A 21,022-nucleotide genomic window follows, 5' to 3' on the forward strand; every position below is an offset into this window, starting at 1 on the left:
GGGTGATTAACTCAGGTTAATTTTTCAATGACGATGTATTAAAAGCTTAAGATTTTGAAGTCACCGTTTTATTGATCCTTGAGATGAAAAAGCTGCTGATGAGGATCAGGCTTCCGCCCAGATAGGTATTCCAGGTTAGTTCTTCGCCCAGCAAAAAATAGCTGTAGATAATGGCACTCAAAATCTCCAGATACATCAGCGAAGCAGCCGTGGTTGCGTTAAGGTGTTTTAAGCCGAAAAAGAACAGGCTGAATACCACAATCCCAATGAAAAGTGCGTAAAACACCGCAATGCCCAATTGTTCCGGCACCGGATTTTCAATACCAAACAAAAATGGAAGAAACACAACGGCTCCTGCTATATTTTGATAAAACAGCAATTGATTGCGGTTGCAGTGCACAGTTTGTCTCTTAAACAGGCTTACAAAAAAGGCGTAACCCACAGCGGCTGCAAGAGCGGCGAGCATCCCAATAAAATCTTTAGATTCAAAACTGAAGGGCTTGTTTAAGTAGGTAAATACAATACCCGTAAAAGCAAGAAGCATCAGGTAAATCTGAGCCTTTTTGATGGGTGCTTTATAGATTAGCGATTCTATCAGGGTTACAAAAAGCGGATAGATGTAGAACAGTACGACCGCATTGCCTATAGAGGTGTAAATAAAAGCGATAAGGTAAAAGTACATCCGCAGGGCATTGATACCGGAAGCCAAAAGGAGCATTTTGTAATTGCCCTTAACCTTAAAATCGTTAGCCCGTATAAGACCAGGAAGCAGAAACAGCACCGGAATACCCGCTCTAAACCAGCCGATCGCTCCGGTAGACAAAGCGGGCATTTTTTTGATCAAAATACCGTTAAGCCCGGCTATGCACGCAGCCAGAATAACCGCATAAATCGCTTTTTTAGCCATTACAATCTGTTAGGCTTCCTGCAAATAACGCTTTGATTTTCGGTATAAAAAGGAGTTGTAAATATTTCGCTTTGCGAAACGCACCTGATTCCCCGCATTGTGGAATTTTAGAAATACAGGTTTTGCGATACCAAAATACTCATAGGTGCTGCCATCGGTAAAGGTAATTTCAAGAACCAAACCTTTATGCTGGTAATCTGCGATACCCGATTGTGTGATGGTCTCTGTATACACCTCTTTGTTTGCCGCGTGAGTCTCTGGAGCAATACTTACCAAAAAATGATAGGCGTCTATGATCTCGCGACTTTTCAGTTCGGCTTCCTCCTTACGCGCATCTCCTTCCTGAAACTTATCCGGATGCCATTCTTTAACCAGATTGCGGTAAGCCGATTTAAGCTGCTTCAGGTCTGCATCTTTATCGGTATTAAACAGTTTGCGGTAAGCGGTAATACGTTTCATAGCGTTTTTTTAAGAAGGCGCGAAGTTAGGTTATTTTGGCTACCAAAAACCTGAAAGCAGCTTTTATTCTAAATCTACATAAGTATCAGATTACGAATTGGTTAATATCTAATTTATAACCGCTTCAACCTTTAACTTTAGTAAACACTTCCGGTATTTTCACCAAGTTCCCTGAAAATGGATTTCCTTTTTAGCTGCAGCATGTCTGTTTATTTTAGGGATTTCTTGTGAAGGCTAAATGCTTGTGTTTTATAATTTTAAAAATCTTTAAAAGCCTTTCTATTTTGAAAACCTTCAATGAGCAGACCCGAATAGTAGTTATTGGTGCCTCAGCAGGCGGTTTTGACGCATTGCGCAAGCTTTTGAAGGGTTTTGATAAAGAAATAAACGCCGCGTTTTTTGTGGTGCAACATATGCAGTCTCATTTGCATATAGATTATGCTTCCGGTTTAAAACAAAACTCCACACTCGATTTTAAGTATGCCCGGCATGCTGCGCCAATAGAACCCGGGGTTGTGTACCTCGCGGTGCCAGACCATCATTTACTTATAGACGAGGGAGTTATGTTGCTTACCCGCGGGCCACGCGAAAATATGGCGCGCCCGGCTATCGATCCGTTATTTCGCTCTGCGGCGGCCACTTATTCAAACAGGGTAATTGGTGTGGTTTTGAGTGGAATGCTGAGCGACGGAACCAGCGGTTTACACGCCATCAAGGCATGCAAGGGTCTTATAGGTATTCAGGATCCTGCAGAGGCCAGTTATCCCGAAATGCCCGGTTTTGCACTGAGTTCGCTGCAACCCGATTTTTGCTGTGGAATGGAAGATATGGCTTCAGAAATCACCCGTCTCGTAAATACTGAAATTCCGCCTGCAGGCGAAATACCGCAGTATATCAAGACCGAAGCTTTACTTTCTAAAACTATGGGAAGCCGGGTTGATCTTGAAAACGATCTGGGCGAAAAAGTACCCTACGGCTGTCCCGATTGTGGAGGGCCGCTTTGGCTTATGAAAAATGATGAAAATCAGGATCGCTATCGGTGTCATACCGGCCACGGGTTTACCGAGGATGCGCTTATTGAAGCCAAAAAGAAAAAGGTTGAAGAAAGCCTGTGGATCGCATTGCGCATGTTTGAAGAAAAACTCAATCTGCTTAAGCGCTCTCTGAAACGTTTTGAACGCAACGAATCCCGGTTTTTGATAGAATCAACCCGCCAAAAAATTAAGGAAACCCAAAAAAATATCAGCACACTCAAAGAGGCTATGGACATCGAGCCGCCTGAATTTAATCCTGATGTGGCTTCCAGTTTGCAGTCTGAAAGCTGCTAATTACGAGAACGAAGTAATTTATCACAGATTTCGGTTATTCCCCATTCTCGCAGTTCTCGCAATAGGAATCCCTTAAATAATCATCTTCCAGCAGCTGAAAAGTCACACCCCCGTCATTTGAAGCATTAAAAAGCCTGCAATAACGGGTTTTATTCCGGTTGAAGGCGTTTAACATAATACTTCGATACTCCGGTGTCTGAGTAAGTTCATCGTCTATAATGGTAAGATTGAGGTAGTAAAACAGTAAATCTTCGTCTACATCAATTCGGTTTACCCGGTCTTCGATCAAGGCAGTAGCCTGCTCCATATCTGAATAATAGGTAAGGTATTGCGCCATACTCAAATAATCTTCATCGCGCAGGGCTACACTTTTTAAAAGCGATAAGACCTGTCGTACAACGCCGTCTTTTCGGGCATAATCGCGAGCCCGTGCATACTTTTCGCTTTGAATGATGTAATAATTGGTAAGCATTCGGCCAATGAGACTTTCTTCAATGTCGTAGGATCTCAAAGTCCTGATTTGCGTTAAAAACGCCGCAGGATCTACCGGTTGTAAATCAAACTTCCAGATCACAAATTTGAGAGCGGCCAGGTTGTATTTGATTTTGTAGTTATCGGAATCAAGATCTTGCAGTTTCTCGAGTTCGTTATAGGCAATTATCAAATAAGCCTGATCCACCAGATAGCGTACAGCAGCATTGTTGTTTAAAAAATCGGCATAGTTCTCCTGCCGAGGTATTTGAAGTTCTTTAAGCGAATTAGGGTCTACTAATTTGTCGCGCACCCGCCCCAGCAGCAGGTTTTGAATTTCCTGAGCTTTGATGACCTCTTCGTTTTGCAGCGCAGCGTTGAATTCATGAATGAGGCTTTGGGTAGTCATGGTTTTATAGCTGCTCTTCTTTTCGAGCGAAAGCCTGATCAGCGCTTTGCGGTGGTTTTTTAAAATGGGTTCAAGCTTTGTGCCATCGGGGCCGGCCAGTTTGTTTTTTACCTCGGCTTTGCTCAAATCCCTGTAGGATGCATAGGGAGTGCCCTGAATATCCTTTAGAAATTCGACCCAGTTTTCAGCCGAATTTACCCTGGTTTCTATCTGAGGCTCCTGAAAACTCTGTAAAGCCCTTACAATACTGGCTGCGCGCTGTTCCTGCAATTCAATATTGCGTTCCAGATTGCCCTCAACGCTGCTGTAGGCCTGTATTTCTATAGCTTTGATATCGAAATCGGTAAGCCGCAACGAATCGTAAACGGGTCTGATGTCTTCCGCCAGATATTCAGACTTATTTTTCTCAAAAGGAATCCTGAAATTGAGGGTTTTGTAGGATTTGGAAACCAGCTCCTGCCCTGCTTTTTCCGCTTTTTCGAAAGTGATGGTGTCCAGATAAACCCCCATATCGAGGAGTTTCCAGTTGTAGGCTTCCAGGTTGTACACGGTGTAGTACATACACAAGTGCCGGTTATTTAAAAACAAAACATTGTACTCAAGCGTTTGACCCTGAAGTTCATCAGGAAGCTGGCCTACACGTACCCGAAAGCTATTTTCGTAAGGTTTTAAACCCCGTCGCAATACATCAGCATAAACCGGTTTTTGTAAAAGGCCCCGTATTTGTTTGGCTTCTGTTGGCGTAGCCTTGCAGTCGTAGCGCTTCTTATTTACAATATCGAGGGCGATGCCGTCTCCAGATTGCTGAAACATCTGCTCAAACCAGCGTTTATCGGTTATGACGAACCACAAAATATTGTTTTCATCCTTTTCAACCGAAAACTGGACTTCTTTCGGTTTTTGCCGAAATAGCTGCAGACAGCGCTGGCAGTTGGCTCGCGTACTTGCATTATTGGGCATTACAATACCGTAGGTATCGTCCTGAGCAAGACCAGCCGTGGTCAGGCAAAGAAACAGAAGCAGGCAGGAAAAGAATGGGTGCATAGCATCAGCAGATTTGGGGTAAACCGGCAATATAGAAACTTTTGGGATTATAAAAAGCAGGAAATCAAGAAAGGGCAACCCACCATTTCTGTTTATTTGGGGAGTCCTGTAGGCTGTTGAGTTCGCCCAGCCCGGGCAGTGTATAGTCAAAGTCCATTTGGGTTGCATACTTCACAAATTCTTCAGCGGGTTCTGTCCAGTCGTGAAGCGCGAGTTTAAAGCCAGCCCAGTGGTACGGCATTCCCATTTTAATTTGAGCATCAAGAGCTGCTGTAATGCTTTCATCAGGAAACATATGAATCTGCCGCCATTTTTCACCATACTGTCCACATTCAATAAAGCCAAAGTCAAAAGGCCCCAGCCGCTCCCCTATTTCTTTAAAATGAGGACCATACCCGCCATCGCCGGTGAGGTATAAAGATTCGGTTTTTGTTTTAAAAACCCAGCCGCCCCAAAGCGATTTGGCCCGGTCACCCAAACCCCGTCCCGAAAAATGCCGGCTTGGCGTAAACGTGATTTCAATACCTTCAAAGTTGGTGCTGTCCCACCAGTCAAATTCTGTAATATCACCGGCATCAACACCCCAGGCTTCCAGATGTCTGCCGGCTCCCAGAGCAACATAACAATTCGAGATTTTCGGAATTAATTTTTGAATACTGGCAAGGTCCAGATGGTCGTAATGATCGTGGGTTAGCAGCATCAGATCAATGGGTGGCAGGGTATCGATTAGATCGAGCGTATTTTTAGAAAAACGTTTGGAGCCAAAAGGCGAAATGGGTGCTGCATCAGGGCCAAACATCGGGTCAATGAGCAAAGTCCTGCCATTGACGCGCATTAAAAACACGCCGTGACCGTACCAAACGTATTTGATAGACTTTGACGGTTCTAAAAAAGCTTCAACATCAAGCGGAAGGATGGCTAAATCCTCATTGGGTAGGGTATTTCCTTTTTGAAAAAAGAGTTTATAAAGCATCCCCGGAAGGTCTTTAAAACTAAAATCCATTCCGGTTTCCATAGTATTTTCAAACTTCCCATCCTTCCAGTTGGGCGATTGCGCATAGCGCTTTTGAAGTTCGGGAGTGATTTTACCGCCAAATTGCTTGAACATAGATTTTCATTTTTGCGTTAGTCGCGGTTTTTTCGCATACGTTTCGGCCCGTACCACAGCCAAAAACCGGTTATGGTAAACAATAGCAGGGCCACTCCCATAATAACCGTGTAAATCAGCTTAAAATAACCTTCGGTTCCCAGATAGGTATCGATAATAGAACCGTCGTGGATGTTTTCGACCACATCAGAGCGGCGTTTCCCTAAATGAAGCACCTTACCGGTAGCACCATCGAGCTGAATGCCGTAGTAATGGTCGGCAAAAATAAACTTGACACTTCCCTTTTCCTGGCGCACGTCTATGCGGTCTAGCCTGGGCGAAAGATCTGCAGAGACCGAGTCGCGCAAAACGGCGATAGCCTTGTCCTGAAGCGTAGGTAACGGCAGCCACTCAGACAAATCGCTGGTGGTGCCCTCCCGGGTTTTGGGCAACAGCAAATCGCCACTGTTCTTTTTTAGCCCTAGCAATGCCCCTGAAATTGAAATCACAAAGAAAAACACAAACAACACAGCACCCATTGCCCGGTGTATGCTGCGAAATTGTCTTAGGATTTTGGCTTGTTTTTTTCGTTTGTTTTGCGTGGACATTACTGGTAAAAGCGTTTAAACGCCCAAAAATAAAGTATTCCGGCAAATGGCTGCCTGTGCTGCTGTTAAAGCTTTTGTCTGAAGGCGGTTTGATTTTAGTATTTTCGCCAGGCGAAAAAGACACAGTTTGACTACACACCGGCATTTTCTGCTTTACAAACCCTACGGCTACATCAGCCAGCTGGGCAGTAATGATTTGCGGCAAAGGCGGAAGAAAAAATTTCTGGACGAACTCTGCGACTGGCCCGAAGGTATTATGCCCATAGGCCGTCTGGACGAAAAGTCTGAAGGTCTGCTGCTGCTGACTACCGATGGAAAGCTGAGCGATCTCATCAACCGAAGCGGTATCGAAAAGGAATATTATGCGCTGGTAGATGGAGATCCCACCGAAAACGAACTTGATCAACTGCGGGAGGGTATCAAAATTGGGCTTAATGGGGCCAAATATGAAACCAAACCCGCGCGAATACAACGATTGGAAACTTCTCCGGATTTACCTAACCGGGCTAAGAAAATACGGGATGCGCGGCATGGGCCGGTAACCTGGCTGAGTATTACGATTGAAGAGGGTAAATTCAGGCAGGTGCGTAAGATGACTTCAGCTATTAATTGCCCTACCCTTCGTTTGGTTCGGGTTCGGGTTGGAAACCTGAAAGTAGGTAACCTGCAACTCGGAGCGGTTGTGGAATGGGATGGGGAGGTTTAGTGTTTATTGCTAAACAATTAAAAATTTACGCCTTACTTTTATTAAACAACGCACTTATTGGAAATTGACTTGCTAAAATCAAAAATGCCGGAATCATAAAGGCTTTAATAGTTAATTCTGAATTTATAATATCAGTAAAATACAAAATTATCCCTGCAAAAAGTACACTAATTACGAGGGTTAATACAATTTTTGATTTATTCATATGTTTAATTTTTAGGTTTTTAAATTTACCATTTTTAAGAATCAAAGGTTTAAATAATATATGGATTTGGAAAATTAAAAGAATATCATCAAAAAATTCATCTAACAACCCCACCCTCAATCGTCTGAATAAGTCCCAGAGCTGCGCGCTCGCCGGCCATCATTGCGGCGTTAAGCGAACCGTTTAATTGCTGATCCCCGGCCAGGAAAATTCCGTTGATTAGCTGGGTTTCAGAAGGTGCCATCTCATAACGCAGATTATCCAGTTGAGGCAATGCTTTTTTAATTCGATACCTTTTTAAAAAGCGGGTATTTTTAATTTTGGCGTGTTTTGCCAGTTCTTCCTGTACCCGTTCTACGAGTTTTTCTTCGCTGTATTCGTGCTCCTTTACCACCGAAACCGAAAGCAAACCATAGCGCCCTTCGCTGTGCGTGGCGATATTTGTAGCGTAATGAATGTTATTGACCAAAGTGTCTTTCGCATTAAAAAGTCCGATAATAGGCTTGTTGTAAACAGGCGCACCCTTCACTTCAAAATACAGATTGTCAACTGATTTCCAGAGAAGTTGTTGTTGGTTTAGATTGGCGACCAGATCACCGGCTTCTGTTGCGATAATCGTACCCAGGCTTTCAAGCGTGCTACCATCTTCGAGGGTCACCGCGTCCTGAGTTACCTGTTTAACGCGTGTATTAAACCGAAACTCGGTCTGGGTTAGGCGATCCTGCAGTTGTCTGGAAATAGCCTCTATTCCACCACGGGGAATGACCGCAGCGCCTTCGCCAAACATTTTGAAGACGAATTCAAACATACGGCTTGAAGTCTGAAGCCTGTCTTCCAGATAAATTCCTGTAAAGAAGGGTTTAAAAAAGCCATTGATCATCCCTTCAGAAAACCCGTAATCTTTTAAATACTGTAAGGTGGTTTTTTCTTCGGAAGCAAAAACAGCTTCAAGCGATTTTTTTCGGAGTTTAAAATTGAGCTTTAAAACCTTCAGTTTATCTGAAAATGATCCCACACTGCTTAGCATAGTGGGTAATGCCATCGAAAGTTCGCGGGTAGGATCACCCAGCACTTTACGCTTTCCGTTATTAAAAAGTATCGCTCCTGGAATCAGTTTTTGAAGATCGAGCTTATCGTAATTGAGGTATTCCTGAGCTTTAGGATAGGCGTCAAGCATAACCTGAAAGCCCTGATCGAGCTGGTAACCCTCTACAATATCGGTTTTTACGCGACCGCCTGCGCGATCACCGGCTTCGATAACAATAGGGCTATACCCGTGATTCTCCAGTACGCGGGCCGCTACCAGACCGCTTACCCCTGCTCCTACAATAAAAATTGGTTTGTCGTTAGTTGATTCCATAGTAATTATAAACGCTTATCGCGGTTCAAGATATGTAAAAGAAAAAAAGGATTAACCGGAAATAACTTCTTTTAGAAAACATTAATATCTAAGCCACTAGCACAACCATTTGAAGTGAACATTCAAAATTTATGAAAGTTTTTTAACTAAATATTAGTGGCGCAAGGCAGCATTCAATCCCCGCATTACCTTAACTTGAAAAGAAAAACTATGGAACTAATCGTTACCCTCTCTAAAGTTATTATTGCTATTTCTATTGTGATTGTTTGGGTTTTTCGCTGGGACAATATCGTTAAGGAGTTTAATGAATATGGCCTGGCAGACCTCACCCGTAATTTTGTGGGGGCTTCTAAGATCGCCCTTTCTACCTTGCTCATTACGAGCATCTGGTATCCCGGTTTGGCAGCAATCCCGGCGTTATTAATGGCATTTTTGATGATTTGTGCGCAATTTGCCCATTTTAAGGTGAAAAATCCATTTGTTAAGCACCTTCCTTCCCTGGCTTTACTGGTACTTAGCTTATTTATCGCCGCATATCACTACGGATTCTTCAATTGATACTCTTACTAAAGGCCCTGGCTCTATTTACCGGTATTGCTTTTGTCATTTATGGCATTAGTTGTTTGCTTACCCAAAAAATGAAGGAAGAATTCACCCGTTTTGGTCTGAGTGAATGGCGCAGAACCACTGGGTACTTACAATTGCTGGGCGGAACAGGCCTACTGGCAGGCACGTTCTTTAACACCAATCTGCTTGCCCTGAGCGCCGCAGGTCTTGCTGTACTGATGTTGCTTGGGTTTCTAACACGCCTGCGAATCAAAGACAGCATACTGGCATCGTCCCCGGCGTTTGTTTTTATGCTGGTGAATCTTTTTTTGGCTATCTATTTCTTTAAAAATTAATACTTGATATGGAAGAAAATCCGCTTAATGTCTACGGAAAACCGCTTATTGCGTGCTGCTATGAACCTTTAACCGGGTATTTTAGAGACGGATTTTGCAAAACAATTGATGCAGATACGGGTACTCACGTGGTGTGCGCTCATGTAACCGAAAAATTCCTGAATTTTTCTGCTAATCGCGGAAACGATCTGATCACGCCCCGCCCGCAATGGAATTTCCCCGGACTAAAACCCGGTGATTTCTGGTGTTTGTGTGTGAGCAGATGGCTTGAAGCGGAAAAAGCAGGCGTTGCTCCAAAACTTAAGCTCGAGGCCTGTCATCAGGAAACGCTAAACTATACCCGTCTTGAGTTGCTCGAACAGTATGCCTTACCGGAATGATGCGAAAAATGTTGTCCTATTTTTTATTACGGCGGTTATAGCCCTTATCCCCACGGGTTTTGGGTTTCTTGTACTTTTTAGCAATTTCCCTTCTGTAACTACCTCCCAGATTGACCTTTTTATTCTTCTCTTTTTTCTCGTGGAAACTGGCCCCTCGATCTTCATCGCGTTTAATCGGGTTATTGATCTCAACGTAATCGGGCTGTTCTTCGGGAAGTAGTTTTTTAGAAACTTCAAGTCCTTCGGGCAATTCCTGCTGCGGAATGCTCTTATTCATCAACTCTTCAATCTCCTGTTTCTTTTCAAGTTCGGCTTCGGTACCCATCAGGATACTGTTTCCCTTGTGATCTGCCCTACCGGTACGGCCTATACGGTGCATGTAGTTTTCCGGGAAACGTGGTACATCCAGATTGAAGACGTGGGTGATTTGGTCTAAATCGAGTCCGCGCGCCATCACATCGGTGGTAACCAAAATGCGATAGGTGCCTTTATCAAACTGCTCGATGGCATTGATTCGGTAATTCTGGGTTTTATTGGCATGAATTACCCCAACCGAATCGCCAAAAACTTCAGCCAGCTCGGCATAGACGCGATCTGCGTGCTTTTTGTTCGATACAAAAATCAGGTTTTTTTGATAGGTATCCTTGTCTTCCAGCAGGTAAATAACCAGATTTACCTTGGTGTAGAAATTAGGCAGCTCGTAATACTTTTGATCGATAGATTCTAAAGGTGTACCGCTTAAAGCCACCTGAATACGCTCTGGGGCGGTAAAAAAGGTATCCATGAGTTCGTCAACCTCGTCTGTCATGGTTGCCGAAAACATGATATTCTGACGGCGCTGCGGAAGCAAATCAAAAATATTTACCAGTTGAAACCGGAAGCCCAGATCGAGCATCACATCTACTTCGTCAATAACCAAATGCTTGATCGATTTAAGCTGAAGCGTGCGGCTTACGGCCAAATCGTAAAGACGGCCGGGAGTACCTACGATAATGTCACAGCCCTGCGCAACTTCCTGGCGCTGGGTGTTGATGTTGGTGCCGCCATAAACGCCCAAAGCACGAATGGAGCTGTATTTACCGTATTCTTTGATTTGATCTACCACCTGCAAAACAAGTTCGCGGGTAGGAACCAAAATCAAAATACGCGGATTAACCTGTTTTGAAAATTTAAGACCTTCTAATAACGGCAAGGTGTAAGCAAAGGTTTTTCCGGTACCGGTTTGTGCAATACCTACCACATCCCTACCCGAACGTATAACCGAAAAAGCCTGTTCCTGTATGGGTGTAGCTTCAGTAAAACCCAGGTCTTCAATCGCATAACGCAATTGTTTATTTATTTTAAAATCTTCAAAAGATGCCATGTGCGCGTATTTGCGGCAAAGGTACGTTTTTAATTCAGTTGGCAGTGTTCGGTTCGCAGTTGGCAGTCTCAGTTACCAGTTACCAGTTTACGGTTTGCGGTTTGCTGTTTGCTGTTTGAAACGTGATGAAAAGCATTACAAGATTTACCTAATACCCCTTACCTCTCACCTCCTACTTCTCACCACTTACCTTTCACCTCTTACTTCTTACTTCTTACTTCTTACTTCTTACTTCTTACTTCTTACTTCTTACTTCTTACTTTTCACATTCATACCTAAAATCTAACACAACTACTCCGGCAACTGCATACTCAGACAATGGAGGGTTCCCAGACCCCATATCAGATCTATTGCCCCGATACCTATTACTTCGCGGTCGGGGAAAAGTTCGGCTAGCGTATTCAGTGCGATTCGGTCTTTAGCATCATTAAATGTTGGTACCAACACCGTTTTATTCAGAATAAGGAAATTGGCATAGCTGGCGGGTACGCGCAGATCTTCATAATTGATCGCCTTTGGCATAGGTAACGTCACAATCACCGGACTACTTCCATCTTCAAGCTTTGCTTGTTTCAGGCGTTTTAAATTGTCCTGTAAAGGCTTGTAATTGGCATCTTGCTGATCCTCTTCCACAACCGTCACAATGGTCTTTTCGTTTACAAAGCGGCATAAATCATCAACGTGACCATGCGTATCATCACCGGCAATACCATCGCCCAGCCAAATGGTGTTAGTAACACCCAGGTATTTTTTGAAAATGAGTTCGTAATCGGCTTTGGTAAAGTTTGGATTGCGCACCTGAATCTCGGGGTCGAGCAGGCATTCTTCGGTAGTAAGTAAGGTGCCTTTCCCATTTACATCAATTGCGCCACCTTCCAGAATCACAGGTTCGCCGTTGTGCATGACCTGCTTGATGGGAATTCCCAGAAAATCACCTATACGTTTAGGAACCTGCTTGTCTAGCCTGAAGTTGCCATATTTGGCCCAGCCGTTAAAGTTGAAATTAAGTGCTTCGCGGCCGGCATCTGTTTTTACAATGATGGGGCCTGCATCGCGCATCCAGCTGCGGTTGGTTTTTTGAATAATAAATGTGACTTTACTGAGGTTTACGTGAGCAGCTTCGAGCAGGCTAATGGCCTTATCCCGAATGCTTTCGCTACCTACCAGAACAAAAACGGTCTCGGTCGCTGCAATTTTCTTAATAAACTCGGCAAACGCAAACTGAATGGTCTGGTACTTACCCGGCCAGTCGTTGCCATTTCCCGGAAAGCATAGTAAAATGCCTTGTTGCTGTTCCCATTCTGCAGGTAGACGTCGTTCTTTTCTCATAGATTAGTCGAGTGCGCGTTTAGTTATTTCGCCATAGAAATCGATGCGCCGATCTCTGAAAAATGGCCAGTTTTGGCGAACGTTTTCCTGTAAATCCAGGTCGATTTCTGCCATTAAAATTTCTTCCTGATCCACAGAGGCCTGTGCGAGAATTTCACCCTGGGGTCCGCAAATAAACGACTGTCCCCAAAATTCAATTCCGTTGGTATCGGGCACGTATTTTTCAAGTCCGATACGGTTTGCGGCTGCAACATACACGCCATTGGCGACAGCGTGACCTTTCATCACATTCATCCAGGCCCCATGCTGGTTAACCCCGTATTGCACTTTTTCCTGGGGATGCCAGCCTATTGCCGTGGGATAGAATAAAACTTCGGCTCCCTGCAAAGCAGTTAATCGGGCAGCTTCGGGATACCACTGATCCCAGCAGATGAGTGTACCCAAGTTGGCTTTTTTGGTTTTTATGGTTTTAAAACCTAAATCCCCCGGCGTAAAGTAAAATTTCTCATAAAAATGCGGATCGTCCGGAATGTGCATTTTTCGGTATAAACCGGCTTCGCTTCCGTCTGTATCAATGATGTAAGCACTGTTGTGATAGATACCGCTCATACGTTTCTCAAAAAACGGAACAATAATCACCACGCCTAACTCTTTCGCCAGGGCGCTAAAAGCGGTAAACGAAATATCGTAGAGGGGTTCTGCGTATTTAAAATTGTCTACATCTTCATCCTGGCAAAAGTAATGACTGCTGTACAGTTCGGGCAGCGATATAACCTCTGCTCCCTGAGCGGCGGCATCACGCACCCACTTTTTACACTTCTCCAGATTGTTTTCGGGGGTGTTGTTTAAATTGAGTTGCAGGACTGCGATGGTGTATTTTCTTGCTTTCATACGAGACAATTTTACAGATAAATTCTAAGCAAAACCCAGTAAAATAAGGGCTTTGTTCATTGAATTACCAAGAATTATTTAATATTCATTTTGAGATTGTAAAAATGCATAATGTTTAAAAAGCAAAACCCGTTTTTGTAAAATTTATAATGTTAAAAACACGTGCAGCGTCCAATTAGGTTAAAAATAAGATGGTCCTGAGCTATCTGCCTAAAAATGCCGTTTTTTGCAAAAAAGTTTCTAACATGGCCCAATCTGTTGATCATACCGAACTGCTCACTTCCTTGAAAACCTATTTCGGGTACGACAGTTTTAGAAGCAATCAGCAGGAAATTATAGAAACGGTACTCTCCAGAAATGATGCCATAGTTATTATGCCTACAGGTGGCGGAAAGTCTATTTGCTATCAGTTACCCGCTATGCATTTTAAAGGACTTACCTTGGTCATCTCGCCTTTGATTGCCCTGATGAAAGATCAGGTTGACGGACTCAATGCAAACGGGATCAAAGCCGATTTTTACAACAGCAGTCAGCAGGCTCAAGATCAACAGGAAATACTGGCCAAAGCTGCAAATGGCGAATTAAAGCTACTTTATGTTGCGCCTGAAAGTCTTTCGGGATTATCGCCCCTGCTTACCGAAAACTACATCAGTTGTATCGCGATAGATGAGGCGCATTGTATCTCTTCCTGGGGACACGATTTCAGGCCTTCGTATCAGCAATTGGGTTTTTTAAAGAAATCCCTGCCCGCTGTTCCGGTTATTGCACTTACCGCAACCGCTGATAAAGCCACCAGACAGGATATCGCAGAGCAGCTTAACATCACGCACGCCAGGCAGTTCATCAGCTCTTTTGACCGAAAAAATATCACTCTCGAAGTGCGTGCGGCAGACAAGCGGCTCGATCAGATTAAAAAATTTCTGGCCAAACGTCCCGATTCCAGCGGAATCATTTATTGTCTGAGCCGCAAAACCACCGAGACTGTTGCCCAATCCCTGCAAAACAAAGGTATTAAAGCCGAATCCTATCACGCGGGGCTGAGTTTTGAAGAACGCACCCGCGTACAGGAAGATTTTATTTACGATAAAACCCAGGTGGTTTGCGCCACGGTCGCTTTTGGAATGGGGATCGATAAGTCAAACGTGCGCTGGGTGATCCATTACAATATGCCGAAAAATCTGGAAGGCTATTACCAGGAAATTGGCCGGGCCGGGCGCGACGGTCTCGATGCGCACGCTTTGCTTTTTCATACCTATGCAGATGTGATTCAATTGAGGCGTTTTACTCAGGGTGCTGCCAATGAGGAGGTGCAGAATGCCAAATTGGATCGTATGAAGCAGTACACCGAAGCCCTGACCTGCCGGCGTAAAATACTGCTGAGTTATTTTGGAGAGTTTTTAGAAAAAGACTGCGGTAACTGTGATGTGTGTAAAAATCCGCCCCAGTTTTTTGACGGAACCATTCTTGCCCAAAAAGCATTATCTACCATTGCCCGGGTTAAAAACAGCGAACCCATAGGCGTTATTATCGATATTCTGCGCGGTGCCAAAAACGCTATGATCATTGATAAAGGTTTGGAAGAGGTCAAAACCTTTGGGATTGGCAAAGACACTTCCTGGAAAGACTGGCAGCATTATGTCTTGCAATTGATTAATCAGGGTTATTGCGAAATCGCTTTTCATCTGAATAATGCCCTGCATTTAACTCCGTCAAGCAAGGAGGTTTTATTCAATGGAAAAAAAGTTTTACTTACGCATCCTACCGAAGCGATTCAGCCTGAACCAGTCGTTGCCAAAGAACCTAAAATTAAAAAGGGCAACGATCTGTTTGAAAAACTCAGACAATTGCGAGCCGATATTGCTAAGGAAGAAGACATTCCGGCCTATCTGGTTTTTAGCGATGCCACCCTAAAAGAAATGGAACGGGTACGCCCTATGAGTGAGCTGGAACTCCTGGAAATAAGCGGTGTAGGCCAGCGCAAACTTGAGGTTTACGGAGATGCCTTTATCGATGCAATACTCGAGTTTCAGGCTGCTAAAATCAAGAAAAAGGGCAGTAAAACAGCTACGCATAAGGTCACCTATCAAATGCTTCAAGACGGACTCAGCATTGAGGAAATTTCGCGAAAGCGTGATTTAAAAGATACTACCGTGTATTCGCATTTGGCAAAGCTTGCTCTTGATGGTGAAAAAACAAATCTGTATGATTATGTGAGTGAGGACGAAGTATCTCAGGTTAAAATTGCCGCGAAAGAATTAAACAGTCCCGATACCTTAAAGGCTTACTTCGATTTTCTGGAAGAAAAAGTACCCTATCACAAAATTCGTCTGGCCTTAACCATAATTGAACTTGAAAACAACAACTAGCGCACCTGCTCAATGGTACAGAAGGAATCATAACCGTTTGTATTGCCGGAGAGGCTTAAGCCTACGGCAGAATATACTTTAAAACTGATTTTTTCCCCGGCTTCTAATTGAACTAATGTAGAAACCGAACGTGTGGGAGGTGATACATTGATTGTTGACAGTCCTAGAGGAATAGATACATTTATAAAATTCTCTTCAGCAACTTTGGTCTCAACGGTTCCTGCGATATTGGTTTTATAAATGGAAAGCCCAAGATCACCGGCACTTAAAGAGTTCGTTTTTATTTGCGCGCTCACTCTGTAGATTCCCGCATATTCCGCAGTAAAATATCCCGTCGTAGGATCAAATTCATCTTTTAGATCAAAATCTTCCGAATTGAATTTTACAATCACATTAGATAATAAGGCAATACTAAAATTTGAGGTTAGCTTGGCTTTTACTAAAGACTTATCCATATTGGCTAATAAAATACGTGAAGGAACGCTCATAACGACACCTCTACCATCAAAAACAGCAATAGAATCCCGTGCTGCAGTGCCGCTGCCCTCTATATATTGCCGTACACGTAATGCTCCATTAATGTCAACCAAGACATCCGGATGTGGATTTGTAGTCCCAAATCCTACCTGTGAAAAACCGGCAAAGGATATAGCCGGAACTAAGAGATAAAATACCCAACGCATAAGAAGACTTCGTTTTGAATGGCACTTTGAAAATAAATATTCATCCGCTGAAATAAACAAAAAAGCGACAAAATACACTGATAGTTAGCCGATTAATCAAACTTTACTTGTAAAATTATTCAGCCTGAGAAGCCTTAAGACTTATATACAAGTAAAATCTAGTTGGGAACACCTTAACCTTTTTTACCAGTTTATTGTGTCGCTGTTGCTAGTCTTAAGCTTAACTTGAAAACAAAAATTATGAAACCAAATCAGGAAGTACCCCAGTTAGACTTAAACCTTATAAATGGGACCCGCTGGGAGTTGAGTAAACAAAAACCGGAACGTTTTATGCTGGTATTATTTTACAGAGGTTTGCACTGCCCTATCTGCAAGAAACAACTCAAAGAATTCACTTCAAAACTCAGCGATTTTGAAGAACGCGGCGTTAATGTAATCGCAGTTAGTATGGATTCAGAAAAACGCGCAAAACTTTCAGCTGAAAAATGGGAAACCGGGAATTTACCCATCGCTTATGAGTTGACCGAAGACAAAGCACGCGAATGGGGACTGTATATTTCACACGCTATAAAAGAAGGGGAACCCGAAGTTTTTTCAGAACCCGGACTCTTTTTAATAAACACCGACGGAACACTTTACAGCTCTATAATACAAACCATGCCTTTTGCCCGGCCTGATCTCGACGGACTCCTAAAGGGAATTGATTTTATCAAAAAAGAGGAGTATCCGGCGCGGGGAGGAAATTAGGTTTCCACGTGATCAAATACCAATTCGGGCGGATCTTTAGGGTTTTGGGAGTCGAAATAATTTAAATTATTATATTGCCAGCAAAACTTTTAAATGATTCGCCATTATTCTTTTGCCTTAGTATTTCTTCTTTTTTCTAATTTTCTAGTTGCCGGAATCGATCCCTTAAGTATTAAACTTCAGGATAATCAAAAATTGGTTCAGACTTTTTCTGCAGATTGGAAACAGGAGCAATCTATTCACATTGCAGTTTTAAAAAATAAGGATACTAAAATGTATGAGGTCCTGCCCTTTCTGTTAGATAAGGCTCAGAACCTACAGAAATTAGCCGCACTCTCGCTTAGCCAAGAACCGAGAATCGAATCGTTACACTTTTCTAATGATCTCGTGACGCTTTTGGTAACTACAAAAGATGGTCAGGAAGTGCTTGATTTCGCTTTAGACGGCTCATCGAGTGCTAAACTGGAGCTTAAGGATAAATTTGAAGATTACAAACTGAAACTTCGCAGCGATGGTGTTACGCATATGATCAACTATGAGGACAACACGCTTCATATCGCAAGTATTGAAAATTCCAAAAGCATTACTACTCAGGATCGCCCCGTAACCGGAAGAACGGCCGATTTACTGGAAGAATTGTTCAAGGATAATCTACAGGCCATCGAGACTATGGATTTTGTAGATAAAGGCTCGATTTCAAACGCTAAAGCCTATTTGTACGACAAGGTAATCTCTTTTACCAAAGATGATCCAAAGGCTTCATCAACGGCGGTTGTAAGTGTGAACCTCGAAGAGACCGGTCCTGTCTCTGAAGTCAGGGTTTTTAATCAGGATGGTATTCAAAAACTAAAAGATTACAATTCCTTTCTTAACCCAGAACAACTTTTGGCTATTTCGTTAAGTAAAGAGTCTTTTAAATTAGATGTTTTACCCATTCAAAATGCAGATGAGCAATCTGTAACGTATGATCGTGTGCAATTAGCTAAAGCCGAAATTTCCTCAGATTTAGATGAATTTATCTCGGAAGCATCACGATCCCGAAATGCGACTACAATAACTACTAATGCCACAAAGGAAGGCGCAGTTTTGGTTACTTTAAGCTATGTAGATAAAAAGGCATATCAATACAACTGGTGGTTTCACCATTGGATGTTTCAAAATCAAATGATGTGGCAGCAGCAAATGATGCAGCAAAATATGAATCAAATGATGCAATCTGTACCTACAGGATTTGGCCCGGCTGCTCCCGGGGATGCTCCTTTCTATGATTCTGATGAGGAAATCTCGTTTGTTTTGGATGCATCAGGCGTACTGAAAAGCGCAACCGGCGTTGAAACTACTTATGCACAAATTGATCAGGAATCCTATACCGAATCCCTGAAAAAAGTACGAAGCTTCAGCGAACTATCAGCTGCATTCCTTAAAGAAGGATACAGCTATATTTATCTGGATAAAGACAATGATATTCTGGAATTGCGCTTTAGCAATTATAATTAAGTCTTATTTCTTTCGATTTATCAAAACCTGCTCAATATCCTGTAATCCGTAACCTTTGGCTTTCAGCAAAATCAGATAGTGAAATAAGAGGTCTGCGCTCTCGTTGAGAAATAAATCGTCGTTGTCGTCTTTAGCTTCGATAACCACTTCAACGGCTTCCTCCCCTACTTTCTGGGCGATTTTATTAATGCCTTTGCGAAACAGATCGGCAACATAGCTTTTTTCGTTATCCTGATTGGCTTTACGTTCCGAAATGGTGTGTTCCAATTCGGTTAGGAAACCAAACGACTGCTCGTTATCCTCGCCCCAGCAATTGTCGGTTCCTTTATGGCAGGTTGGTCCCTGCGGATTCACGCTTATCAATAAGGTGTCGTTATCACAATCATTTTTAATGGAAACCAAGTGTAAAAAGTTACCGCTTTCTTCGCCTTTGGTCCACAAACGTTGCTTACTACGGCTGTAAAAAGTTACTTTTTTGGTCTCGTTGGTTTTGAGATAGGCTTCTTCATTCATATAGCCCAGCATCAAAACATTTTTGGTTTTAGCGTCCTGTATAATTGCCGGCACCAGGCCCTGTTCATTATAGTTGATTGTCATGGTATCTTTTTTTACGCGGTTGCGAAAGTATTAAATCCGTACCGGGATATTTTGTTTTTTCAATTCGTGTTTTAGCTCGGGGATGTCTATTTCGTGAAAATGAAATACACTGGCAGCCAGAGCTGCGTCTGATTTTCCGTTTTTAAAGGTATCTGTGAAGTGCTGCATCGTCCCTGCCCCGCCCGAAGCGATAATGGGAATATTCAACATACCGCTCAGTTTTGCCAGGGCCTCGTCTGCAAAGCCGTTTTTGGTGCCGTCATGATCCATCGAAGTAAAGAGGATTTCTCCTGCACCACGTTGTTCTACTTCCTGAGCCCATTCAAACAGATCGAGTTCGGTAGGTACTTTACCACCCACAAGGTGTACAGTCCATTTACCTTCAATTTGTTTCGCGTCAATAGCAACCACTACACACTGCGAACCGAATTTAGCCGCAAGATCATTAATCAGTTGCGGATTTTTAACCGCCGACGAATTGATAGAAACTTTATCTGCCCCGTTTTGCAATAGAATATCTACATCTTCAACAGATGAAATTCCGCCACCCACGGTAAAAGGAATGTTTATTTTTTCGGCTACTCGTAAAACCAGATCAGCGAGGGTTTTTCGGCGTTCTTCCGTTGCCGAAATATCCAGAAAAACGAGTTCGTCTGCACCCGTTTCGGCATACTTAGCTGCGAGTTCTACCGGGTCACCGGCATCGCGCAGATCTACAAAGTTGACCCCTTTTACGGTTCTTCCGTTTTTGATATCGAGACAGGGAATGATTCGTTTGGTAAGCATATTTTTATTTTTTGTCTTTTCCGCACTTGGATGCACTCAGCATAAACTTCGGCAGAAAACTAATTTTTTATCAGGAGTTCAGACCTCACAGGTTTATAAAACCTGTGAGGTCTACTTAGTTAAGAATTCAATATAAAATCTTCCAATTGTTTCATGGAAATGCGTCCTTCGTAAATCGCTTTCCCAATAATGGTTCCTTCGCAGCCCAGTTCAGCCAGCTTTGGTAATTCGTCAAAATGGGAGATTCCGCCGGAGGCGATGAGTTTAATGTTCTCGACTGCCCCTTCGACAAGCTCAGGGTGACATTCTTCCAGAATTTTTCGGTACAAATCAAAAGAAGGACCTTCTAACATCCCGTCTTTACTGATGTCTGTACAAATTACATACGACACGCCTTCCTGCTGATAGCTCTTGATAAACGGAATCAATTCTTCTTTAGATTCTTCCAGCCATCCACTAACGGCTACTTTTTCATCTTTCGCATCTGCTCCCAAAATAATCTTGTCGGGACCAAATTTAGACAACCAGCTCTTAAAGGTTTCCGGATCCTTGACGGCAATACTTCCACCGGTGATTTGATTGGCACCACTTTCAAAAGCGATACGCAGATCCTCGTCGGTTTTGAGTCCGCCCCCAAAATCAATTTTTAGGCTGGTTTGTGAAGCGATTTGCTCCAAAACCTTATGGTTTACAATATGCTTGCTTTTAGCCCCATCCAGATCAACCAGATGTAAATATTGAATACCGTGGGCTTCAAATTCCTTTGCAACCTCCAGCGGGTGCTCGTTGTATATTTTTTTGGTATCGTAATCACCTTTTGAAAGGCGTACACACTTACCGTCTATGATGTCTATGGCGGGGATTATTCGCATTGGTTATTTATTGTTTCTTATTTCT

22 protein-coding genes are annotated in these 21,022 nt (G+C 43.0%); 8 read left to right on the forward strand and 14 right to left on the reverse strand.

The window, feature by feature from the left end; genetic code table 11:
• Positions 1-46: 46 nt before the first annotated feature.
• Positions 47-907, reverse strand: coding sequence for a DMT family transporter (locus ACSSS3_RS17040; protein ID WP_442845633.1), 861 nt, complete (start codon positions 905-907; stop codon positions 47-49).
• Between the two features lie 9 nt (positions 908-916).
• Entirely contained in the window at positions 917-1,366 is a 450-nt protein-coding gene (locus ACSSS3_RS17045) for a KTSC domain-containing protein (protein ID WP_228230059.1), read from the reverse strand.
• 284 nt (positions 1,367-1,650) lie between these two features.
• On the opposite strand from ACSSS3_RS17045, the gene ACSSS3_RS17050 reads away from it, so the two are divergent.
• Positions 1,651-2,694 (forward strand): chemotaxis protein CheB, encoded by a 1,044-nt coding sequence (locus tag ACSSS3_RS17050; RefSeq protein WP_442845634.1) that lies wholly within the window; start codon positions 1,651-1,653, stop codon positions 2,692-2,694.
• Between the two features lie 34 nt (positions 2,695-2,728).
• Here ACSSS3_RS17050 and ACSSS3_RS17055 read toward each other — a convergent pair whose 3' ends face one another.
• The 3 genes from ACSSS3_RS17055 to ACSSS3_RS17065 all read right to left on the reverse strand — a co-directional run bounded on the left by ACSSS3_RS17055 (position 2,729) and on the right by ACSSS3_RS17065 (position 6,313).
• Positions 2,729-4,618 (reverse strand): hypothetical protein, encoded by a 1,890-nt coding sequence (locus tag ACSSS3_RS17055; RefSeq protein ID WP_442845635.1) that lies wholly within the window; start codon positions 4,616-4,618, stop codon positions 2,729-2,731.
• A 64-nt stretch (positions 4,619-4,682) separates the two neighbouring features.
• Complete coding sequence (locus tag ACSSS3_RS17060; protein WP_442845636.1) at positions 4,683-5,726, reverse strand: MBL fold metallo-hydrolase; 1,044 nt, start codon at positions 5,724-5,726, stop codon at positions 4,683-4,685.
• 17 nt (positions 5,727-5,743) lie between these two features.
• Positions 5,744-6,313: a PepSY domain-containing protein gene (locus ACSSS3_RS17065; RefSeq protein WP_442845637.1), complete on the reverse strand. Its 570-nt coding sequence runs from the start codon at positions 6,311-6,313 to the stop codon at positions 5,744-5,746.
• A gap of 127 nt (positions 6,314-6,440) precedes the next feature.
• Here ACSSS3_RS17065 and ACSSS3_RS17070 point away from each other — a divergent pair, with 127 nt between their 5' ends.
• On the forward strand, positions 6,441-7,019 hold the full coding sequence (locus tag ACSSS3_RS17070; RefSeq protein WP_442845638.1) for a pseudouridine synthase: 579 nt from the start codon (positions 6,441-6,443) through the stop codon (positions 7,017-7,019).
• Positions 7,020-7,044: 25 nt separating this feature from the next.
• On the opposite strand, the gene ACSSS3_RS17075 is transcribed toward ACSSS3_RS17070, so the two are convergent.
• Both ACSSS3_RS17075 and ACSSS3_RS17080 read right to left on the reverse strand, forming a co-directional pair.
• Positions 7,045-7,224 carry a hypothetical protein gene (locus ACSSS3_RS17075; RefSeq protein ID WP_442845639.1) on the reverse strand — a complete coding sequence of 60 codons (180 nt, stop codon included), beginning with the start codon at positions 7,222-7,224 and terminating at the stop codon, positions 7,045-7,047.
• A gap of 97 nt (positions 7,225-7,321) precedes the next feature.
• On the reverse strand, positions 7,322-8,584 hold the full coding sequence (locus tag ACSSS3_RS17080) for an NAD(P)/FAD-dependent oxidoreductase (protein WP_442845640.1): 1,263 nt from the start codon (positions 8,582-8,584) through the stop codon (positions 7,322-7,324).
• Between the two features lie 210 nt (positions 8,585-8,794).
• On the opposite strand from ACSSS3_RS17080, the gene ACSSS3_RS17085 reads away from it, so the two are divergent.
• From ACSSS3_RS17085 to ACSSS3_RS17095, 3 genes are read left to right on the forward strand one after another with little or no spacing between them, the layout of a single operon-like run.
• Positions 8,795-9,142, forward strand: coding sequence for a DoxX family protein (locus ACSSS3_RS17085; RefSeq protein WP_442845641.1), 348 nt, complete (start codon positions 8,795-8,797; stop codon positions 9,140-9,142).
• A complete protein-coding gene (locus ACSSS3_RS17090; RefSeq protein WP_228230068.1) occupies positions 9,139-9,486 on the forward strand; it encodes a DoxX family protein in 348 nt (115 codons plus the stop codon). Before ACSSS3_RS17085 ends, ACSSS3_RS17090 begins: the two co-directional genes overlap by 4 nt.
• 8 nt (positions 9,487-9,494) lie before the next feature.
• Positions 9,495-9,866, forward strand: a complete 372-nt coding sequence (locus tag ACSSS3_RS17095; protein ID WP_442845642.1) for a DUF2237 family protein — start codon at positions 9,495-9,497, stop codon at positions 9,864-9,866.
• Between the two features lie 16 nt (positions 9,867-9,882).
• Here the strand turns inward: ACSSS3_RS17095 and ACSSS3_RS17100 are convergent, their stop codons facing one another.
• From ACSSS3_RS17100 to ACSSS3_RS17110, 3 genes are all read right to left on the reverse strand, one after another.
• On the reverse strand, positions 9,883-11,229 hold the full coding sequence (locus tag ACSSS3_RS17100) for a DEAD/DEAH box helicase (RefSeq protein ID WP_442845643.1): 1,347 nt from the start codon (positions 11,227-11,229) through the stop codon (positions 9,883-9,885).
• A gap of 291 nt (positions 11,230-11,520) precedes the next feature.
• Positions 11,521-12,558, reverse strand: coding sequence for an agmatine deiminase family protein (locus ACSSS3_RS17105; RefSeq protein WP_442845644.1), 1,038 nt, complete (start codon positions 12,556-12,558; stop codon positions 11,521-11,523).
• 3 nt (positions 12,559-12,561) lie between these two features.
• Entirely contained in the window at positions 12,562-13,449 is an 888-nt protein-coding gene (locus ACSSS3_RS17110; protein WP_099644973.1) for a carbon-nitrogen hydrolase, read from the reverse strand.
• Positions 13,450-13,694: 245 nt separating this feature from the next.
• Here ACSSS3_RS17110 and recQ point away from each other — a divergent pair, with 245 nt between their 5' ends.
• Positions 13,695-15,815 (forward strand): DNA helicase RecQ, encoded by a 2,121-nt coding sequence (recQ, locus tag ACSSS3_RS17115; RefSeq protein ID WP_442845645.1) that lies wholly within the window; start codon positions 13,695-13,697, stop codon positions 15,813-15,815.
• Here the strand turns inward: recQ and ACSSS3_RS17120 are convergent.
• Positions 15,812-16,498, reverse strand: a complete 687-nt coding sequence (locus ACSSS3_RS17120) for a C1q-like domain-containing protein (RefSeq protein ID WP_442845646.1) — start codon at positions 16,496-16,498, stop codon at positions 15,812-15,814. The genes recQ and ACSSS3_RS17120 overlap by 4 nt on opposite strands.
• Before the next feature lie 240 nt (positions 16,499-16,738).
• Here ACSSS3_RS17120 and ACSSS3_RS17125 point away from each other — a divergent pair, with 240 nt between their 5' ends.
• On the forward strand, positions 16,739-17,245 hold the full coding sequence (locus tag ACSSS3_RS17125) for a peroxiredoxin-like family protein (RefSeq protein WP_442845647.1): 507 nt from the start codon (positions 16,739-16,741) through the stop codon (positions 17,243-17,245).
• Between the two features lie 93 nt (positions 17,246-17,338).
• Positions 17,339-18,742 (forward strand): hypothetical protein, encoded by a 1,404-nt coding sequence (locus tag ACSSS3_RS17130; RefSeq protein ID WP_442845648.1) that lies wholly within the window; start codon positions 17,339-17,341, stop codon positions 18,740-18,742.
• Between the two features lie 3 nt (positions 18,743-18,745).
• Here the strand turns inward: ACSSS3_RS17130 and hisIE are convergent, their stop codons facing one another.
• From hisIE to hisA, 3 genes are all read right to left on the reverse strand, one after another.
• A complete protein-coding gene (gene hisIE / locus ACSSS3_RS17135) occupies positions 18,746-19,339 on the reverse strand; it encodes a bifunctional phosphoribosyl-AMP cyclohydrolase/phosphoribosyl-ATP diphosphatase HisIE (protein ID WP_228230077.1) in 594 nt (197 codons plus the stop codon).
• A gap of 30 nt (positions 19,340-19,369) precedes the next feature.
• On the reverse strand, positions 19,370-20,125 hold the full coding sequence (hisF, locus tag ACSSS3_RS17140; RefSeq protein ID WP_442845649.1) for an imidazole glycerol phosphate synthase subunit HisF: 756 nt from the start codon (positions 20,123-20,125) through the stop codon (positions 19,370-19,372).
• Between the two features lie 119 nt (positions 20,126-20,244).
• Complete coding sequence (hisA, locus tag ACSSS3_RS17145; RefSeq protein WP_442845650.1) at positions 20,245-20,997, reverse strand: 1-(5-phosphoribosyl)-5-[(5-phosphoribosylamino)methylideneamino]imidazole-4-carboxamide isomerase; 753 nt, start codon at positions 20,995-20,997, stop codon at positions 20,245-20,247.
• Positions 20,998-21,022 lie beyond the last annotated feature (25 nt).

The organism is Leeuwenhoekiella sp. H156, from assembly GCF_052218455.1.
Taxonomy (GTDB): domain Bacteria; phylum Bacteroidota; class Bacteroidia; order Flavobacteriales; family Flavobacteriaceae; genus Leeuwenhoekiella; species Leeuwenhoekiella parthenopeia.

Coding starts and splice junctions, on each gene's coding strand:
- ACSSS3_RS17095 (WP_442845642.1), top strand. CDS start 9,495: ATGGAAGAAAATCCGCTTAATGTCTACGGAAAACCGCTTATTGCGTGC.
- ACSSS3_RS17130 (WP_442845648.1), top strand. CDS start 17,339: ATGATTCGCCATTATTCTTTTGCCTTAGTATTTCTTCTTTTTTCTAAT.
- ACSSS3_RS17120 (WP_442845646.1), bottom strand. CDS start 16,498: ATGCGTTGGGTATTTTATCTCTTAGTTCCGGCTATATCCTTTGCCGGT.
- hisF (WP_442845649.1), bottom strand. CDS start 20,125: ATGCTTACCAAACGAATCATTCCCTGTCTCGATATCAAAAACGGAAGA.
- ACSSS3_RS17075 (WP_442845639.1), bottom strand. CDS start 7,224: ATGAATAAATCAAAAATTGTATTAACCCTCGTAATTAGTGTACTTTTT.
- ACSSS3_RS17040 (WP_442845633.1), bottom strand. CDS start 907: ATGGCTAAAAAAGCGATTTATGCGGTTATTCTGGCTGCGTGCATAGCC.
- ACSSS3_RS17065 (WP_442845637.1), bottom strand. CDS start 6,313: ATGTCCACGCAAAACAAACGAAAAAAACAAGCCAAAATCCTAAGACAA.
- hisIE (WP_228230077.1), bottom strand. CDS start 19,339: ATGACAATCAACTATAATGAACAGGGCCTGGTGCCGGCAATTATACAG.
- ACSSS3_RS17045 (WP_228230059.1), bottom strand. CDS start 1,366: ATGAAACGTATTACCGCTTACCGCAAACTGTTTAATACCGATAAAGAT.
- ACSSS3_RS17110 (WP_099644973.1), bottom strand. CDS start 13,449: ATGAAAGCAAGAAAATACACCATCGCAGTCCTGCAACTCAATTTAAAC.
- ACSSS3_RS17125 (WP_442845647.1), top strand. CDS start 16,739: ATGAAACCAAATCAGGAAGTACCCCAGTTAGACTTAAACCTTATAAAT.
- ACSSS3_RS17100 (WP_442845643.1), bottom strand. CDS start 11,229: ATGGCATCTTTTGAAGATTTTAAAATAAATAAACAATTGCGTTATGCG.
- ACSSS3_RS17105 (WP_442845644.1), bottom strand. CDS start 12,558: ATGAGAAAAGAACGACGTCTACCTGCAGAATGGGAACAGCAACAAGGC.
- ACSSS3_RS17060 (WP_442845636.1), bottom strand. CDS start 5,726: ATGTTCAAGCAATTTGGCGGTAAAATCACTCCCGAACTTCAAAAGCGC.
- ACSSS3_RS17055 (WP_442845635.1), bottom strand. CDS start 4,618: ATGCACCCATTCTTTTCCTGCCTGCTTCTGTTTCTTTGCCTGACCACG.
- ACSSS3_RS17085 (WP_442845641.1), top strand. CDS start 8,795: ATGGAACTAATCGTTACCCTCTCTAAAGTTATTATTGCTATTTCTATT.
- ACSSS3_RS17080 (WP_442845640.1), bottom strand. CDS start 8,584: ATGGAATCAACTAACGACAAACCAATTTTTATTGTAGGAGCAGGGGTA.
- hisA (WP_442845650.1), bottom strand. CDS start 20,997: ATGCGAATAATCCCCGCCATAGACATCATAGACGGTAAGTGTGTACGC.
- recQ (WP_442845645.1), top strand. CDS start 13,695: ATGGCCCAATCTGTTGATCATACCGAACTGCTCACTTCCTTGAAAACC.